The organism is Clostridium sp. AM28-20LB (assembly GCF_003480665.1).
GTDB lineage: Bacteria > Bacillota > Clostridia > Lachnospirales > Lachnospiraceae > Otoolea > Otoolea fessa.
Genome location: NZ_QUJN01000003.1, coordinates 163,173 through 180,996 on the forward strand (window position 1 = coordinate 163,173; position 17,824 = coordinate 180,996).

Here is a 17,824-nt window from a genome sequence, read left to right on the forward strand (position 1 = left end):
TTTATCCCCATACAGGCTTTCGAATCAAACAGAAAACTTCTCTGTTTTGTACAAAAGTCACACTGGATGTTTTGGATCGATCTTATGGACAGATGGATCTATGGAGTATCCGCTCATGAGCAGATGATACTGCTCCGAAGTGATGTTCCGGGCTTCCGCTTCCGATCGGGGCCATTGAAAAGTTCCCACCTCCAGCCGCTTATAAATAAGCAGGAAGCCGTCTTCCTCCCAGGCCAGCCCTTTGATCTTCCGGTTACTGGAACCACAGAAGAATTTGAGCGTTAACATTTCATTTGGATCAGCTGTTACAGACCTCTGCACAGGGAACTGCTTTGGCTGCGTTACTTCAACAAAGCCGCTTTCTACAAGCAGGGCCTCTTTCACTTTGCGGAGCCAGTAATAATAAGAGTCTCATGAAAGCTGATGCTGTGCACAATAATCTTTGACAGACAGACCAGATTCGTTGCGCTCCTGAATAATAGCAGCCCAGTTTTTTACACGGATCTGTGCTGTGGCAAGTTTGGTGTTCATAATTAACCTCCTAGTGTGAAAAATGGGAAAAGTGTATTGTACAACTTTTCCAACATTATCTCAAACTTGGAGGTGTAGTTCTAGAGATGTGTGGTTTACCATTTACGGTCGAAATGTTCCAAGACAAACTCAAACCAGATAAATAAGCACGACAAAAGCCCTTAGCTATGAGTTTTATACCCACAGCTAAGGGCTTTTTAGATAAATATGGATTTATTTGTTGCACAACCACCTGTCATCATTCTCTAACCCTAAAACCACTGGATTACAAGAATAATGGCTCTCATGCAACCGTTATCAAATTGTTATCAAAAGACTTTTGCCTACTTTATGTATACAAATTAGTAGTATCCGATAAGGTGAGGCATCATAGAATAAAAGAACTGAAATATTTGTTCTTCAATCGAATGCCAGAGAAAAAAAGTTTCTTTAAAAGTAATGAATTAATCAAAAGCAATTACGAATTTGCATGCAAAGTTATTTCTGCGTTCTTTTGAAAAAATGCTATAATTTGTCAAGACATTTTGGCCAGGAAATATTGACAAATCGGAGCAACACGCATATAATATTTTCAGAATCATAAAAACCTATGTGTTTTTGTAAGGACGGCGTTGCGACGGCGTTCTATTTTTTTGTCTAATATTTCTTTTTTTCATAAAATCGTATATAATATATGTATTATCTCTTCATAGGATTACATACTATTCTATATCCTTAAATGAGGAGGTAAAATCATGAAAATCAATGGGGTCATAGCTATGCTCAAAAAAAAAGCACCTAAAATAATTCAAATCAATGATATTTTACAGTGGTATGACAATGGGGAATTAGAATTATCTCCGAAATATCAGCGCAATAGCGTTTGGAACGAAAAGGCAAAATCATACTTAATTGATACTATTCTTCGAGGTTTGCCTATTCCTCCAATCTTTATGCGACAAGCAATAGATGTTGCCACAAAAAAAACTTATAGAGAAATCATTGACGGCCAACAACGATTACGTGCTATTACGGAATTCGTTGATAATAAATTTTCAATTTCAAAATCTCACAATGAAGAATTTGGCGGAATGTATTATAAAGATTTAGATGAAGATGTCCAAGAGCAATTTTTAGATTATGATTTGTTTGTAGAAGTAATTAGTGAAAAAGATGATACCGTTATTTATGATATGTTTGCACGTTTAAACACGAACAATTGCGTATTAAATCGCCAAGAAATCCGAAACTCAAAATTCTGGGGCGAATTTAAAGTCGCTGCATACAATACGGCTGCAGAATATCGTGATATTTTTTACAATAACAAAATTTTTACCGACAAACAGTTTTCTAGAATGGATGATGTTGAATTAGTTTCAATGTTATTGAATATTTTTATTAATGGTATTGATTCCGATACTCCTACAAGCATAGACAGGCTTTACGGCAAATTTGATAAATCTTTTGATGATTATGAAACCATTAAGCCCAAATTTGATTTAACAATGAAGGTAATAAATTCTATCTATGAATACCTTAATGGCAACATTCATTGTTTTTCTGGAAAACAATATTTTTATACCCTTTTTGCTGCATTAGTCCATCAATTATATGGATTGCCAGTCTTAGATGCACCTCGCAAATCCGAATATTCAAGTGAACACATAAGCGAACATATGCCTTGTTTATTAGATAGACTTGCACAGTTTGAAAATCATTTTGAACGCTGTATCATAGACAAAGCTTCATGGTACGATATGTATGTTGAATTTACTGAATTTGAGAAGTTACATCGTACTAGAACAACAAATAAAACAGAAAGATTTGAACGAGTCAAGTTCTTAAGCAACTATATTGCAGGGGATTTATAATGGAAAATGACGCTTTAAAAACCTATATCCAACAATGTAATGCTTCCTTGCAACCTAATATAGCCTTATTATATGAAGCCAGTTTTTTTAAAATATATGTAAAGTTCGAACAATATCTCTCAAAAATTTTTGAAAGTTATTGTATTGGTGTTCCAAGCAGTAAGGGATACTGCCCTCAAAGGAAATTAGCTTTTACCGATGAGGAACATTTACGTGCAATTCTACGAGGTGACAAGCAATACATTGATTATATCAAAAAAATCGAAACATTAGCACCTCACATTTTTGTAAACAGCCCCTTTAACATTATTTTCAATGTAGCTGATAATAATACTCTTTTTAACCAAATGATTACCTTACGCAATTACATAGCACATGAAAGTAACGAATCAAGAACAAAATATATCAAAACGTGTTTAGGAAATGGAACATTTATTGAACCAGATAGTTATTTAACAAAAATAAATCGTAGAACCTCTAGTAGCTATTATACCATTTATATTAATAAAATAATCGAAATATCAGATTTGATTTTAGATCCCCCAATTGTCTAAATTTTACACTCAATTTGTACTCAAATCACATAACAAGAGCCCGGAAACCCGCATAAACACTGGATTTCCGAGCTCCATTTTTTTACTCAAACTCTACAAAGACTAACGCTTTTTGTTTAGGAATTATTCTCTGTAATGTTTCTCGTTCTTTTGATTATTTGATATATCCATATTATCCTGCCTATACGAGCTAATGTTATCATTTTGTTATCGGCATTGATAACACCTACTCGATAACTGTGGATAATAACTATATGTAGCATGTCAAATTATAAGCTATTTTGCTTAGAGATTCAACACAAAACTGAAATTTTACTTTTCCTTATATTCATCTGGTATTGCTATTTGAAATGTTTCACACAACAGCATCACATCATGCACATCATTTTTATCGTGTTCATATCCCAAATGAAGCATTACCTGACTCAATGGTTCAATACAAGAAACAGTTATATCTCCAACTTTTCCAATACCGGAAAAAGTTTTTGATGGAAATATATCTCCCTCATAAACAATTCCGTCATCTGTAAATTCAAAACAATGTAAATCAATGATTCTTTGTTTATCATCTTTCCAGACAGTATGACCATCCGTTGTATAATCAGTATTTACTTCCTCAAATCCATGCTGCTTAATCACATAAATATAATCATGATAATGTTTCAGTTCAACAAACAAATCAATATCATTGTGTATTCTTGATTCTCTTTTAAGAAGTGCATCAACACCCCATCCGCCATCTAAATATACTTTAATTTCGTTTTGCAAAGCATATTTTATAATTTCACATGCATCTTCTGTACGTACCATAATCTATCCTCCAAATTCAAATCTTTGTATGCTTTCCAACTCACTAAAAGCCTGAAATTTGTCAGTCTTTCATCCTTTTTGTTATCAATCACCAATTAGCTGTAATCCATTAGGATTTAGCTGATATATTTTATCGCACACCTCTTCAATATACTTTCTATCGTGAGAAATGCTAATGACAGCCCCCGGAAATTCTCGGAGCATTTTTCTTATTACCGGACCGGACAATGGTGAAAAATTTCTTGTCGGTTCATCCAGAATAAGAACATTTGCACCACTTAAGCTCATCCTCAAGAGAAGCACTTTCGCCTTTTGTCCGCCTGATAACTCCCGAATCGGATGCTCCATTTCATCTGGTGTGTATTTAAGTGAACCAAGGTATGTTCTAATTCTTGTACGCTCTTCTTTATCTCCTGTTTTATCAAGGTAATCAACCGGTGTAACATCCAAATCCAGCAGGTCTTCATAAGTTTGAGGCATATATTCTGCTTTAATGTCATTCCGATTTAGGAGTTCTTCCGCTATCTTTTTTAGAAGAGTCGTTTTTCCTGCCCCGTTGGCTCCTATCATACAGATTTTTTCTGAACCTTTTATTTTTAAATGAATTCCTTCTGCTAAAATTCTTTTGCCATCCGGAGTCACAAGCTTTGAAAGTTCATATTCTATGACCGTTTTTCCTGCGGGAATGTGTGAGTTTTCATCCCCTAATTTGACAAAGATTGCTTCTTCCTGTTCCGGCATCTGAGTCATATTTTCATCTTCTTTTTCAAATCTTCGTTCCATTGCCTTAACCGTATGCATTTTGTCCTTTAAGTTTTTGGCAACAGACGGTGCTTGTCTGGTACAACTTCTTAATGCACCTTGTACACTCTGCATAACTCTTTGATATTTTTCATCGCGAATCTTTTTCTCCCTACGGTCACTCAGTGCCCGCTGTTTTTGGATTTCAAATTTATGAAGCCGTTCTTCCACATAGCGTCTATAGGGAAGCTTTGCCACGGTATATCTCGCCTTTGTTTTTCGTATAATCTGCTCGATATGTATCACCATGTTGGCAGTACGCTCTATCAGCGTTTCATCGTGTGAAATAAAAAGCACAATGTGCTTCCAGTCATTTATGATTTTTTCCAGTAATGTAAGCGTCGCAATGTCGATGTCATTGGAAGGTTCGTCCAACAACAGCACAGAAACATCGCGAATGAAAAGCCTCATAAGTTGTGTCTTGACTTTTTCGCCTCCTGAAAGACTACCCATTGTCTGGTTACTGTAGAAAAAATCATTTTTCATTCCAAATTTTCCCGCAATAACAGACAATTCTTTAGGCGTTTTCTCCCAGAATATTTCCTCTTCAGAAAAATATTCGTATATTGTTTTTTCCTTATCTTCATCGAGCATCTCCTGCGGAAGATAACCAAGACGTTCGTGTCCCATTATCCTTTCCCCATCTGCTTCTATATAGTTTTCTACAAGCGACGGATTGTATATCCACTTCATTAATGTCGATTTCCCATTTCCCTCTTCTCCAATAATAACTGCCTTATCTCCATCATTTAGCACAAGGTTGAAATCATTAAGAATTATTCTCAGGTCTTTTTTATGTGTTAAATTTAATTTTTTTATCTGCAACATTAAAGTTTCTCCTTTTCGAAGTCTGAGCCAATTATTATTTTGAACACACAAAAACGAGTCTTTTTTGCATACGCAAAAATAGACTCGCTAAATAGCCCCTTATTTCTTTTCCAAAAGGAAAACAAAGGAAATGCCTCTTGCGATAATCCAACTTAAGCGTACACAAAACAAACCTATTCTCTACAGGCTCAATAACTATATGTGTCTTACTTAAATCAAATTATCTATTAATCATTTCCTCACCTTACACAAAATGTGCCTTTCTTTCTTCTAATGGCAATACTATCATACTGTATTTTTTGTGTCAATACATTTCACCTTATGGAAGTGCAAATTAAAATTTTCACTTCCTAATTATACATCCAACCATTACGAAATTCAATCTTTCACAACCTCTTTACAACCACAACCACAGCACTCCAGCAAACGCAGGAGCACCATACCGTAAAACGCTTATGTGTAAATCAACTCCGTTCCTACAACTTCCCTCACACAAGCCTGAATATTATTCATTCTTCCAATCCATTCGTAGGGATTATCTTTCTTTAATTGTTCCGTCACATCTTGTCTGTCGGCATATTCCTTTACCAGTCGAAGAAACATATCCTCTGCTTGCTTATCGACTTCTGCAAGATAACTATGCAGCTTTCCGCTTGTCAGCAGGTTCATATATAACACTTTATAGTGTTCCTTTAAATGCCTTGCATGTCGTTTCCCCCATAAACCAATCGGCTCTATTTCTTCTTCGGCTGGTACTGTGATGTTCGGCAATAAATAATCACCCACCTGTCTATAAGTTCCGCCCATTTCTTCAAAAATTGTCTTTGTCATTTTCCTTTTCCTCCTGTGATTTTTGTCTATCGTGATCGTGTATTATCACGCTTGCGACCTTTAACTGTTCTTGCCTGCTCCAACAAATCATCTATCTGTTTGCGACCAAAAACCTTACGGAGCAGGCTGTAATCTTTATTTTCTGCTTTTAGGATTTTGTTTTCTTCGGTCAATCTTTCATTGACTTTCTCCAAACGCTGATTGGTGCGGTATAACTGTGCATTCGCTGTATTCAGCCTATGATAGTTGTCCCACCCCTCAAAGCAGCGGGCAAGCACCGTTTTGACAAGTTGCTTCAATTTCCTTACAACCGGCTCTGCCATTTTGGTTTTATATGCCTTTGCAGTCATAAATTTCTCTGGTTCTGGCAACTGATATTTCGGTGCAGTATCAAGCTCTATTTCAAGATTTGACAGCTCGTCTTTTGCCTTATCATAGTTCAATACTCGTTCCGACAACACATCAAATTCAATCTGTTTCTGCTCGATTTTCGCACCTAATGCCGCCACTTCTTTTTCTCTTTCCTGCTTTTTATAATCCAAAACAGAAAGATGTTTTTCGTGTGTGCCTAAATGTTCCCACTCAATCCCATAACGTTCCATCACCGCCGCAAGCTGTTCTTTTTCGGACTGTATCCATTGCGACCACTCCGTATCGCCACGACTGCCGCCCTTAAAACCTTGCGTTGCAAGAGCCTGCTTTAGTGACACTCTTGTATCAAGTCCACGCTTGCTGCCTGTGGTAAAAGGTACAAAATCTATGTGCAGATGTGGTGTAGCTTCATCCATATGCAGATGAGCCGAGAACACCCGAAGCTGTGGATTTCGCTCCTGAAAACCCTGATAGTATTCATCTAAAATCTGCTTTGCCAGTTCTCCGTTTTCCGTATCGGCGTTCATATTTCCCTTACCGCCCACCTGTAAAATGATTTCGTGGAACGGTTTTTCCTGCTTGGAACTTCGGATTTTTTCATAATAATCTTTTATCTTTCGGTCTGACCTTATCTGCTTGGCATTGTATCTTTCCAATGCTTCATCAAACAATTCGTGATAAACTGTCTTTATATTTTCATTGCAGTAGTCGATATTGAGATGAGTACGAGTTCCGTCTACATTTTCTGCTCGGAACTTTCGGCTATTGTGATTGACCGAGCCTTTACCGACCATTGCACTTATCGTTCTCTGCATTTTTTCATCTCCCATCTGTAAATTTCAACATTCTCAGGTTTTGTTACTTTTGTCAAAAGTAACGCAAAAGCACTTTTGACGGGTACACCCATCAAAAATGCGACCTGTAAACAGGTTTTGCGTTCTCCGAAGGCTCTCCGAGGGGTGAGCGTGTGCCGGTGGCACACACGCCTGCGAACCGACCGAGCCAGCAGGCGAGACCAAAGAGCCGCCTTTGAAAAGGCACTCTCTGCACACTCCCCTAAACTTTATCCGGTGTCAAAGTGTGACGATGGTGACAATGTTTTTCACAGCGTGCTGCTCTCAAAAACATTGACACCTTTGACACCGTTTGTCACGCCGTCTGCTCGGTTTCTTTCCAAAGTGAAACCTTTCTTCCGTCGTGTGTGCGGCTGTTCTGATAACGGATACCGTAATCACGAAACAGCCTGCTTGCGTTGATACTGAGCCTTAAAGAAAGTACATTCGGCTTTATATCCACCGCAAGCCTTTCGCAAAGTTCCGAAGCAGTTCCTTCCCATCTGTCACTTTCCGAAAAGAGCGTATCCGCTATCTTCTCAAGCAGAGGTTCGGGCGGTTCTTTCCACATCTCCGTTTCCGATTTTGCAAAGTTCCACACCAATCGCTCGCTGTCCCTTACAAGATGGATTTTCATATCCTGCTGGTCTCTGCCAGCAACATCAAGTGTGGCATTGTTGGAAGTACGCTTGTCCTTACTGAGAACAAATGCACCGTCTGCCGCACCCATCAGACCATTCGTGCCTGAAATCATATCGAATATATCTTCCGATTTTTGTTTGCGTGTATGATGAACAATAAGCATTGAAACCTTGTAACTGTCTGCCAACGCTTTCAGCCTTGCCACAACATCATAATCACTTGCGTAGCTGTAATCTGCTCCGCCTGCTTCACGCACACGCTTTAAGGTGTCTATGATAATCAAGCCTGTGTCTGGGTGTTCCCTCATAAACCCTCTTATCTGTTCTTCCAGTCCGCCATTGACCGTTTTACATTCCGTTGCGAAATACAGATTGCCTGTCTCCTTTGCACCGAACATCTGAAACAATCGCTTCTGCAAACGTGGGTAATCATCTTCAAGGGCAAAATAAAGCACCGTTGCCTTACGCACCTTATACTCCCAAAGCGGTGTGCCTGTGCTGATATGATAGGCAAGCTGTGCCATCATAAAGCTCTTTCCCACTTTCGGGGAACCTACGAAAAGGTAAGTTCCCCTTTGGAGCAGACCGTCGATAAGTGGTGTCTGAACCTCAAACACCGTATCATACAGCGTTGTCATTGATACTGTTTTCAGATAGGAAGGGTCTAACTGTCTGAGTATTTCCCTTTGCATTTCTTCAAAAGATTGCTCGTACCCCTTGAAATCCGTATCCTGATTGACTATACTATTGTCAGTACATTTGGAAAGTGACTGTTCCGCATCTGTTGCCGCAGATACATTTGGAATAGTCATTTCTTTTTTATTCTCCATTCGCATCCTCTCCTTTCAAACCGCCGAGAATAATGGAAATCAGTTCTATTACACTCAGCAGTTCATCATCCACACCTTTTCCTGCTTCAATCCTTTTCAGTTCCGCAAGGACTGTGGCAAATTCCGTTTTCAACGCCTTATACACTCTCGGATTGCCCTGTACCACCACATCCTGATTTAAGCAACGGCGGTAACAATACTCCTGTTTTGGCAATCCTGATAGAGCTACAGCTCTGTTAATGAGTTCGTTTTCTTCGGGCGATACTCGAAACCCTACTGTGATATTCCTCCAACGATTTTTGTTATCTCTGTTCTTAGCTGACATTTTCAAAATCTCCTTTCCCTAAATCATCTAATTTTTCTGCCATCTCAATCTGCTTTGACGGAAAGAGGTGTGCGTACTGATAAGTAATATCAATACTTTCGTGACCAACTCGGTCAGCAATCGCCACCGCAGAAAAGCCCATATCAATCAAGAGTGAAATGTGGCTGTGCCGTTACGGTATAATAACGACAAACAGAAAAAGCCTTTATTTTCAAGGGGTTTGAGCGTTTGTCGTCTTTTATTCAATTCCTTTTCCAAGTTGAAAATTGACGAAAACTATAAAGAAAAAAGGAGGCTGTTTTATTAACGACAAAATTTAATAGTGCCAGCGGTCCGGCTTTATGTCTGACCGCTGGTTGCCGTGGGCGTTTCACTTTTATAGGTGGACGCCCTTTTTTCATACTCATTTTCGAGAGAAAGGAGATCCACATGGAATTAAACGAAATGGAAAAAAAGCTGCTCTTTCAAGTGGAGGGCGATTATCAGACAAAGATCCTGAATGAACTTTATATGACCGTGCGGTATTCAAATAATTCCGAACAGCGGGAGGCGGCAGAAGGTCTTATGGCAAAACTTCGTGTTCTGTCAAATGCAGAGTGCATGGACTTGGTAAAAGATATTCAGAAGAATTACCGTCTGCCCTATCCAGCCCGGACGATTGGAGAAAAGATCGCCGAGGCCAGACAACAATCAGGGGCAGAAAAATTGAAGGGGCATGACATCATGGCACTTGAACGCTTTGATCCAGAAGTAAAGCACATGATCGTCTTTGATGTATTGTCTTACGATTCCCCTGTTGGCGACAAAGGCGATAAGATGCGCTTGTTCCTTACAGATGCCGGCTATCAGAAATTTTTAGAGAGCCAGGAACGGGGCGAAGTGAAACTGAAAAACCATGCGAAGGTCTCTGACGGTCATCTCCATTATGACCGCAGGGATCATGCCTTGTAACGGAATAGTCGAAGAAAGGAGGCGGTACAATGGCAGTATTCCGTGTAGAGAAAACAAAGGACTTTACGATAATGAGCAATCACCATCTGCGCAATACGGAGTTGTCCTTAAAGGCAAAGGGGCTTTTATCACTTATGTTGTCGCTGCCGGAAGATTGGGATTATACCACAAAGGGACTCGCCCATATCTGCAAGGATGGTGTGGATTCTATCACTACTGCCCTGAAGGAACTGGAGCGGCATGGTTATCTCACCAGACAGCGCCTCCGCTATGATAACGGGCAGTTGGGAGACATTGAATATACGATCCATGAGCAGCCTGTAAGTACCGAAAACACAGGGCTTTCACCTAAACGGGAAAATCCAAGACAGGTAAAACCAGAACAGGCAAAACCTAAACAGGCGGAACCTGAACAGGAAAATCCGGCACAATTAAATACTAATCCATTAAAAACAAAAAAATCAAAAAAAGATAAATCAATAACTTATCCATCAATCTATCCGGCAGAGCCGGAAGCGGCAAACCGCACGGATGGGATGGATCGGATAGAGCTGATAGAAGCCTATCGTGAAATCATCAAAGAAAATATTGAATATGACTTACTGGTCTTACGGTATGGCAGGGAACGTTTGGATGAAGCCCTTGAACTTATGCTTGAAGTGATTTTGTCGAAACGCCCTTACATTCGCATTGCCGGAGATGATTTTCCGAGGGAGATCGTCAAGAGCCGGTTCCTGAAGATCAATTCCGGCCACTTAGAGTATGTCTTTGACTGTATCGACAAGAACACAACGAAGGTCGGAAACATCAAAGCGTATCTGCTGGCGGCGCTGTATAATGCCCCGGCTACAATGGACAGCTATTACCGTGCCGAGGTCAATCACGACCTGTACGGCTGTTAGGCACCTTTGGGTGTCTTTTTTCATTTCATCACAGGAAGGAGGCAAAGCACAATGAAAAGAAACACTGTGCCGGTACTATGCCCGGCGTAACCAAAGAACAGATTCAGGCAGCGCGGGAAGCTGACTTGTTTACTTACCTGCAATTCCATGAACCCGGCGTGCTGAAACAGGATGGACCTAATTTCCGGCATAAGGAGCATGACAGTCTGGTATATGTGACCGGGAAAAGGTACTGGTACTGGAACAGCCGCGGACGGAGTATCAATGCGCTGGACTACCTGATCCAGATTCGGGGATATGGTCTTGTGGATGCGGTTCATGCTCTGGTAGGTGGCGAAATCCCACAGGAACCGGCTTACCGAAGTACGGCAGAAATACAGGTATCAAAAGAGCCGGAAAAGAAAACATTCGCTCTCCCCTGGGCCAGACGTTGCGCGACCGCTGCGGTCTCCTATTTGCAGAAACGGGGGATCAGCTCAGAAGTCATTCGCCAGTGTTTACAAGCCGGGATTTTTTACGAAGCCCGGTATCATGGAGAACCGGTTTGTGTGTTTGTTGGGAAAGATGATTCCGGGAAAGCGAAGTTTGCCTGTATGCGCAGTATCAGCGGCAATCTCAAAAAGGATGTCTATGGCAGCGACAAAGGATATAACTTTTGTTATCCCCCGCAAAGTCCGGGCAGCCGGCATGTGGCAGTCTTTGAAGCTCCTATTGATGCGCTTTCCCATGCGACACTTCAAGAGCTGGAGGGATGGAAATGGAATGGTTACCGCTTGTCTTTGGGAGGTACTTCCCATGTGGCGCTGACTTCTTTCCTGGAACGCCACCCGGAGATCCGGCGTGTTACCCTTTATATGGACCACGACCTTGCCGGATTTGTCAATGCCCGGAAAATCAAGACCATGCTTCACGAGGATAAACGTTTCCGTCATATCCGGGTAAGTGTCAACCCTCCCCGGATGGGAAAAGATTACAATGAGAAATTGCTGCTGGTTCGGGAACAACTGCAAACCAGCCAGCACCAACGCCGCCCAAAAGAGGCGGCTGTTTCAATTTAGGGAGGATTTCAACATGAATGGATCTCAACATATCTGCTTTACAGACAGCGCCGGAAAAGCGCTGTTTTCCATTCCCGACAATGGTTTACTCTGCCTGTTCTATGGAAACGGGGACAGGCACTTTGCTGTTTGTCATCGTCTGGATGACACCCATGCAGAAATTGACGGGGTAAATTATTCGCTGCCGGATTTTGCCAAAAGGATGAAACACAACCAGATCAGCTTTGCTCCGGCATAAGGCTGGAAAACAAATAACAGGAGGATTTGAAAATGAAAAAAATTGAAAATACCGCTTTGCAGATGATTGCCGAGGCTTCCCGGTGTCCAGACTACGGCCCCGATATGGTTAAATCGCTGATGAAAAAGCTGGACATGAACGAAAAGGGCTTTGCTCTTTTGATGAATGTTGCCCCATCCACAGTGCGTCTTTGGACCAGCGGAGCTGCACAGCCCTGCGGCACAGCAAAACGCCTCATGCAGATTTATGAAACCGGTCCGGAGATTGTCGGCAAGATTGCCGGCGGGCAGCTACCGGCAGATGGGAGGGATTGATTAAATGGCGGAGACAGATAGCCAGCCGTTTGCGGAAAATGAGCAGGTCAAAGAGCTGCTTCACATGAAAGGAGGAATTTGATTGAATCAGGAACCACTACCGCAGATTCATTTGATCCGTGATACAGACTTATCCGTCTTTGCGTATGAGCTCCATATTTTTGCCGGAGATTTTCTTAGGGAATGCGAATTTAATATGCGTTCTCTGGCGACAAATACCGGGGCTGATTCCATTGCCATCATGGGAAAAAATCACATATGGCTTTCCGACGCTTTGTTTGCTTATTGTTCTACGGCGGATCTTTATCAAATGATCTCAACAACGGAGTTTATCGGAGCGAGGGCTTTCCTGTTTCATACGGATCGCAGAGAGGGCGGTCACTTGTACGGAGATGTCCTGATGATGGATTTAGACACGCTGCGGCAGGATATAAAAAGAAATATCCTCTATCCTTGCGGCGTCAATATCGAACGCAAAGATGGTTCAGCGGCTACGGTCAGCCTGAAAGAATGGACTGAAATGGAGCTTTACGAAAAAGATGCTCTGAAAAGTTGGGGGTTTTCTTATGCCCCGAATCAAGTTACGGAATGGCAGTACCACTATTCCACGATGTTCAGACAGTGGATGGATCAGGCATTTCGTTATATGCCCCAGGATTTAGAAGAACGCCTGAATATGCAATATATGGAGGCAGCCCAGAACCCGGATATGGATAAGTACCGCATACCACAGGGAACGGCAAAGCAGATGCTTCTTTATGACGAAGCCCCTGTGTATCGCCTTCTTCCATCCGGTTCGGAGAAAATTGCGCCCATCGCGGCAATCTCTACGGGCCTGTGGTATGAAAATTACCGGGAGTTTGCCATTGCACCAGAGGATTTAGGCGCTCTGGACAAACTGATCCGCAGGGAAACTGACCGGCTCACAGGAAACCTCCCACAACTTCACAAAAACGAAGAACGTCGCCCTGCCCCGGAGCGATAAGAATTTTACACTGACTGGAGGTGATGAAGATTGGCAGGAGTGCATGAAGATTTCGGTGAAAAGATCGGCGGTGCGAAAAAAGACCTGTGGAAAGACCGCGGGCTGTATGCGGATGATCTGGAAGCCATGAATGAGCGCGAAGCCGAAAAATTTGTGAAAAAGGATAATGTCTGGAAAAAGCCGGACTATGCAGCCATGCTGGAGGAAGGGATTCCTCTTGGCGTGGTCTATTTTATCAAAAAAGCAAGGGACGGCTTAAACGCCTCTCCTCAGTATTACCGCACGGATGACACCCCGGAAAAACGGACTGCGAGGCAAAAGGAGTATATAAAAACAGTCCGGGAATTGCAGACAGTGCTTTCAGATGTCCGTACTGTGGAGGATGCCATGAGAGCCTATGACCGCTTTTTCGTTGACAATGGATATTTAGAAAAGGTACAGGGCTGGGTAAGCGGAATCCATTACCGGGCAACGAAAAAGGGTCAGGACAATCCCGTGATTACAAACAAATTGTCCAATACCATGCTGATCCGCTCGGCTGAATATTTTGAGCGCAACTTTGCTCAGAAAGCAAAAAAGGAACAGTTTTGTGTTTCCAAAGAGCAGAAAATACCGAAAGGTTATGCGATCCACTTCAACGACGGGAAACAGACCTATTCTAAAAATGGGGACTGGAAACCCGGTACCTACTATGTGACAAAAGGCTATTCGATCCTGCGGACCAATTTTGAGACCAAAGAAGCTGCCCTGAAATGGGTGCAGGAACTTGCCAAAGGCAGGAACAAAAACGGAAAGATCCGTTTTGTCCCTCCACAGCTTGCCCATGTCAAACGTACCGGACCGGATTATCGGAATGGCGTGGAGATCACCGGACAGCATTATCTTGATACCTTTGGGTTCCGCGGCGGTGAGTTTGGAAACTGGATGAACCAGAACGACCGGCAGACCTCCCTTAACATGGGATTTGAAGCACTAAAGGATCTGGCGTCAGCCCTTAAGATCAGCGATAAAGATATTGCTTATCAGGGAACACTTGCTATCGCTTTTGGTGCAAGAGGCAGTGGCAATGCTGCAGCTCATTATGAACCTTTGCGTACAGTCATCAATCTTACAAAAATGCACGGGGCCGGTTCCCTGGCACATGAATGGTGGCATGGACTTGACGATTATCTTGGTACAAAGATGGGAGCAAAAGGGATGCTGTCAGAACAGCCCCACCTCTATGCGCCGTTCCAAAAACTCATTGACACCATGAAGTATAAACCGGAAACACCGGAACAGGCAGCAAAGCGCACGGAAGCACAAACAGAACGCACCCGGAAAAATGCGGCAAGCTGGCTGGATTCCTCGGTTCTTGCCTCCCTGAAACGGTATGGCAATGAGGAACAGATGGAAACCTACGCAGTCTTGCGGGAAGCATTTTTGTCCGGCGAACCCGGCTCTGTGGAACAGATCAGCGCATTTAAGAAGAATGTTACCGGCCGGGTAATTCCCAAAAGTGAACGGGAACGGCTGGAAATTTTTGAGCGTATGCTTTCCGGGATGCAGGCGCAGGAAGCTCCGCAGATTGGACGGACGGAAACTGATTTTTACCGTAATTCGGTACGCATGGGAAAAGAATGTGAAAAAGACGGCGGTTATTGGGACAGCAATGTGGAAATGACAGCCAGAGCCTTTGCCTGTTATATCAAGGACAAACTGCCCTACACATCGGATTATCTGGCAGGCCATGCCGACTGTGCCCTTACCCTGGTTTCCGGTAAAGACGGAGAAATGGAGGTATTGAAAGCCTTCCCTGTGGGGGAAGAACGCCGTGCAATCAACGCTGTTTTTGACGAGATCATTCAGGATTTGAAACGGGAACAGCTATTGACCCATGCCGATGTAACGCTTCCCCTCTCTGTTTCTGAACTTCGTGAGGCGGCGGACGGGCAGCTATCCATGTTCGGCGTCGGCCGTCCTTCCGTGATGGATCAGCTTGCGGCAAACAGGCCGGCAGATAAAAAATCACCGGCACAGACGTTTTCCAGAAAAAACCACGAGCCGGAAATATAGCAGGAGGTGAACAGCATTTTGGAAGAAAATAAAGATTATCGTGCCTACCGGTATGGCGACCACTTGACGCCGGGATCGGAGCTTAAAATTGAGCACAGCGTAGTTTGTGAAAATGTGGATATTTCTACACTGATCACAATGGGAACCGATAGCCTGGAAGCCATGCGCCAGGGAAGTATCGACGGGGAGCAGAAAGCCTATGAAATCGTGGTGGCTGCCGCAAAACAGTGGGAACAGCAGGCAGCGGCAACACAGACGATCAACCGGGCTTTGGAATATCTTCGTACACCTGAGATTGAACATACCGGCAATCAGTGGAAAGACACCGATAACTGGAGGGCGGATCAGAAAATCAGCAACCGGGTCTATCAGATGACCTGCAGTATTTGGGAAGATACGAAATATGACAGGGAAACAAAACAGAGTATTCCGGTTGCCTGGTATGTGACATGGGAAGTCCGTATTCATTCCCCGAAGCAGGGATATGGAGAAAAGATTGCCGGACAAAACCAGAAACGATATACAGATAAGAATGCAGCCATAAAATACCTGGACGGGCGGAAGAAAGCCTATTCCCATTTATTCACGGAAATTTCCCCGCCAATTCCGAAAGAATATGAGCGTCATTTTATGGTTCATGGCACTCTCTTACCTGGTTATACGGTTGAAGGACTGGAACAGACCAAAACGGAACATGCCGCCGCCGAGGTTTCGGAGGGCGGTATTTTTACGCCCCAAAACCAGGAGAAGCCTTCCGTCCTGGGGAAGCTCTCTGTGGCAAAAACCCAGGAAAAAACGCCAGCCGCTCCCGGTATGGCAATGAAAAAGAAGGAGGATATACAGTTATGAAAGTGTTAATGGTAGAGCCGGGCAAGTCCCCTTATGCTGCGGAGATTGAAAGCGGTCTGAAATCTTTGCAGGCGGCAGTGGGTGGAGACATTCAGGCGGTCTATCCGTATGAGGACCCGGTGGCTCTGATCTGCAATGATGAAGGCAAGCTGATGGGACTGCCTCTGAACCGGGCTCTCTTTGATGATGACGGCCACGTTTATGATATTGTGTCCGGGAATTTTCTGATCGTTGGTCTTGGCGAGGAAGATTTTACAGACCTTTCCCCGGACTTGATGGAGAAATACGGGGAGCAGTTCAAGTACCCTGAAAAATTTGCAAGGATTGCCGGCGAGATCATTGCAGTCAAGCAGCCTGCAACCAATGAACACCGGGAAAAACCGAGGATGCACCATTCCGGCCCGGATTTGTAGAAAGAAAGGAGCCAATTATGTTAATGGCAGTAAATGAACCTTATGCCCTTATGGTGCAGCCGGACGATATTCTGATCTCTCCCCGTGAGGTAGATGAACATTTTGGGACGATGGTATGCTTCCATCCCCGCTATGCGCTGGGCGACCATCACAACTATATGGACAAAGACGACTTCCTGCGGGAAATGTATTTAGATACCGTAGGACATGATGAAGCCGGCATGAAACGCTATGAACGGATGGTAAACATTGTAAGCAGCCGTTTCCGGCATGGACCAAAGACAGAGGAACGGGCGATCGATGAAGCAATGCAGAAAGTAATTTCGGAAAAGTATCTGATGCTCCCCCTCTATCTCTACGACCACTCAGGTCTTGCCATGAGTACAGAAAGTTTCTCAGGCAGGGCCCCTCATGCAGAATGGGACAGCGGACAGGTCGGCTGGATCTATGTTTCCAAAGAAGATGCCCTAAAGGAATTTGACGCTGACAAGATGACCGGCGCCATCCGGCAGAAAGCGGACGCACTGATGCGCAGTGAAGTCGCCGCTTACGATTCCTATCTGCATGGCGAATGTTATGGGTTTGAGCTTTATAAAAACGGGGAGCTGTCGGATAGCTGCTGGGGCTTTATGGGTAACTTTTCCGATGTGTTGAAAGATATGGCGGAATACCTCCCGGATGAGTGCAAAGGGATGGTCGATCATCTGGAGGAACAGGAACGCCCGGCTACGATCATCAAGACGCTTTTGAAACATGCTAAAATTCAGGTCGATCAGGCAGCAAAAGCCTTTGAACACGCTTCCCGACAGCAGGTTCTTGGGGAAAGCCGGTAAAAAGTTATTTCCATATTATA

At 43.1% G+C, this 17,824-nt stretch carries 19 protein-coding genes and 1 pseudogene; 12 read left to right on the forward strand and 8 right to left on the reverse strand.

The genetic code is table 11. The features are described from left to right. Nucleotides 1-57 precede the first annotated feature (57 nt). Nucleotides 58-384 carry an IS66 family insertion sequence element accessory protein TnpB gene (gene tnpB / locus DW739_RS08315; protein ID WP_347560990.1) on the reverse strand — a complete coding sequence of 109 codons (327 nt, stop codon included), beginning with the start codon at nucleotides 382-384 and terminating at the stop codon, nucleotides 58-60. A gap of 881 nt (nucleotides 385-1,265) precedes the next feature. Here tnpB and DW739_RS08320 point away from each other — a divergent pair. Beyond that, nucleotides 1,266-2,381 carry a DUF262 domain-containing protein gene (locus tag DW739_RS08320; protein ID WP_207665577.1) on the forward strand — a complete coding sequence of 372 codons (1,116 nt, stop codon included), beginning with the start codon at nucleotides 1,266-1,268 and terminating at the stop codon, nucleotides 2,379-2,381. Further along, nucleotides 2,381-2,935, forward strand: a complete 555-nt coding sequence (locus DW739_RS08325; protein WP_118742910.1) for a hypothetical protein — start codon at nucleotides 2,381-2,383, stop codon at nucleotides 2,933-2,935. Before DW739_RS08320 ends, DW739_RS08325 begins: the two co-directional genes overlap by 1 nt. Before the next feature lie 312 nt (nucleotides 2,936-3,247). Here DW739_RS08325 and DW739_RS08330 read toward each other — a convergent pair whose 3' ends face one another. From DW739_RS08330 to DW739_RS08360, 7 genes and pseudogenes are all read right to left on the reverse strand, one after another. Further along, nucleotides 3,248-3,745 (reverse strand): aminoglycoside nucleotidyltransferase, encoded by a 498-nt coding sequence (locus DW739_RS08330; RefSeq protein ID WP_009247521.1) that lies wholly within the window; start codon nucleotides 3,743-3,745, stop codon nucleotides 3,248-3,250. 84 nt (nucleotides 3,746-3,829) lie between these two features. After that, nucleotides 3,830-5,374 carry an ATP-binding cassette domain-containing protein gene (locus DW739_RS08335; RefSeq protein WP_009247522.1) on the reverse strand — a complete coding sequence of 515 codons (1,545 nt, stop codon included), beginning with the start codon at nucleotides 5,372-5,374 and terminating at the stop codon, nucleotides 3,830-3,832. A 453-nt stretch (nucleotides 5,375-5,827) separates the two neighbouring features. Continuing rightward, on the reverse strand, nucleotides 5,828-6,205 hold the full coding sequence (locus tag DW739_RS08340; RefSeq protein WP_009247523.1) for a TnpV protein: 378 nt from the start codon (nucleotides 6,203-6,205) through the stop codon (nucleotides 5,828-5,830). A 26-nt stretch (nucleotides 6,206-6,231) separates the two neighbouring features. After that, a complete protein-coding gene (locus tag DW739_RS08345) occupies nucleotides 6,232-7,392 on the reverse strand; it encodes a plasmid recombination protein (RefSeq protein ID WP_009247524.1) in 1,161 nt (386 codons plus the stop codon). A 334-nt stretch (nucleotides 7,393-7,726) separates the two neighbouring features. Further along, nucleotides 7,727-8,881 carry an AAA family ATPase gene (locus DW739_RS08350; protein ID WP_009247525.1) on the reverse strand — a complete coding sequence of 385 codons (1,155 nt, stop codon included), beginning with the start codon at nucleotides 8,879-8,881 and terminating at the stop codon, nucleotides 7,727-7,729. Next, nucleotides 8,871-9,206 carry a hypothetical protein gene (locus tag DW739_RS08355; RefSeq protein WP_009247526.1) on the reverse strand — a complete coding sequence of 112 codons (336 nt, stop codon included), beginning with the start codon at nucleotides 9,204-9,206 and terminating at the stop codon, nucleotides 8,871-8,873. Before DW739_RS08355 ends, DW739_RS08350 begins: the two co-directional genes overlap by 11 nt. Beyond that, nucleotides 9,196-9,378 (reverse strand): annotated as a pseudogene (locus DW739_RS08360) (site-specific integrase); the annotation flags it as partial. The gene DW739_RS08355 and the pseudogene DW739_RS08360, both read right to left, overlap by 11 nt. 257 nt (nucleotides 9,379-9,635) lie before the next feature. Between DW739_RS08360 and DW739_RS08365 the strand changes: the two are divergent. From DW739_RS08365 to DW739_RS08410, 10 genes are all read left to right on the forward strand, one after another. Then, nucleotides 9,636-10,157 carry a DUF5720 family protein gene (locus DW739_RS08365; RefSeq protein ID WP_005361050.1) on the forward strand — a complete coding sequence of 174 codons (522 nt, stop codon included), beginning with the start codon at nucleotides 9,636-9,638 and terminating at the stop codon, nucleotides 10,155-10,157. A 29-nt stretch (nucleotides 10,158-10,186) separates the two neighbouring features. Next, on the forward strand, nucleotides 10,187-11,059 hold the full coding sequence (locus DW739_RS08370; protein ID WP_005361053.1) for a DUF6017 domain-containing protein: 873 nt from the start codon (nucleotides 10,187-10,189) through the stop codon (nucleotides 11,057-11,059). 77 nt (nucleotides 11,060-11,136) lie between these two features. Further along, nucleotides 11,137-12,117: a DUF3991 domain-containing protein gene (locus tag DW739_RS08375; RefSeq protein WP_055156483.1), complete on the forward strand. Its 981-nt coding sequence runs from the start codon at nucleotides 11,137-11,139 to the stop codon at nucleotides 12,115-12,117. 13 nt (nucleotides 12,118-12,130) lie between these two features. After that, nucleotides 12,131-12,355 (forward strand): hypothetical protein, encoded by a 225-nt coding sequence (locus DW739_RS08380; protein WP_055156485.1) that lies wholly within the window; start codon nucleotides 12,131-12,133, stop codon nucleotides 12,353-12,355. 32 nt (nucleotides 12,356-12,387) lie between these two features. After that, nucleotides 12,388-12,669 carry a hypothetical protein gene (locus DW739_RS08385; protein ID WP_005361060.1) on the forward strand — a complete coding sequence of 94 codons (282 nt, stop codon included), beginning with the start codon at nucleotides 12,388-12,390 and terminating at the stop codon, nucleotides 12,667-12,669. 82 nt (nucleotides 12,670-12,751) lie between these two features. Further along, nucleotides 12,752-13,654, forward strand: coding sequence for a hypothetical protein (locus DW739_RS08390; RefSeq protein ID WP_117468897.1), 903 nt, complete (start codon nucleotides 12,752-12,754; stop codon nucleotides 13,652-13,654). 126 nt (nucleotides 13,655-13,780) lie between these two features. After that, nucleotides 13,781-15,709 carry an LPD1 domain-containing protein gene (locus DW739_RS08395; RefSeq protein WP_242994080.1) on the forward strand — a complete coding sequence of 643 codons (1,929 nt, stop codon included), beginning with the start codon at nucleotides 13,781-13,783 and terminating at the stop codon, nucleotides 15,707-15,709. An 18-nt stretch (nucleotides 15,710-15,727) separates the two neighbouring features. Beyond that, the gene (locus DW739_RS08400) at nucleotides 15,728-16,558 is read left to right on the forward strand and encodes a hypothetical protein (protein ID WP_117552643.1); all 831 of its coding nucleotides are present in this window, start codon (nucleotides 15,728-15,730) and stop codon (nucleotides 16,556-16,558) included. Further along, a complete protein-coding gene (locus tag DW739_RS08405; protein ID WP_117552644.1) occupies nucleotides 16,555-16,971 on the forward strand; it encodes a DUF3846 domain-containing protein in 417 nt (138 codons plus the stop codon). Before DW739_RS08400 ends, DW739_RS08405 begins: the two co-directional genes overlap by 4 nt. Before the next feature lie 17 nt (nucleotides 16,972-16,988). Then, nucleotides 16,989-17,804 carry a hypothetical protein gene (locus tag DW739_RS08410; RefSeq protein ID WP_117442480.1) on the forward strand — a complete coding sequence of 272 codons (816 nt, stop codon included), beginning with the start codon at nucleotides 16,989-16,991 and terminating at the stop codon, nucleotides 17,802-17,804. The last annotated feature ends 20 nt before the right edge of the window (nucleotides 17,805-17,824 follow it).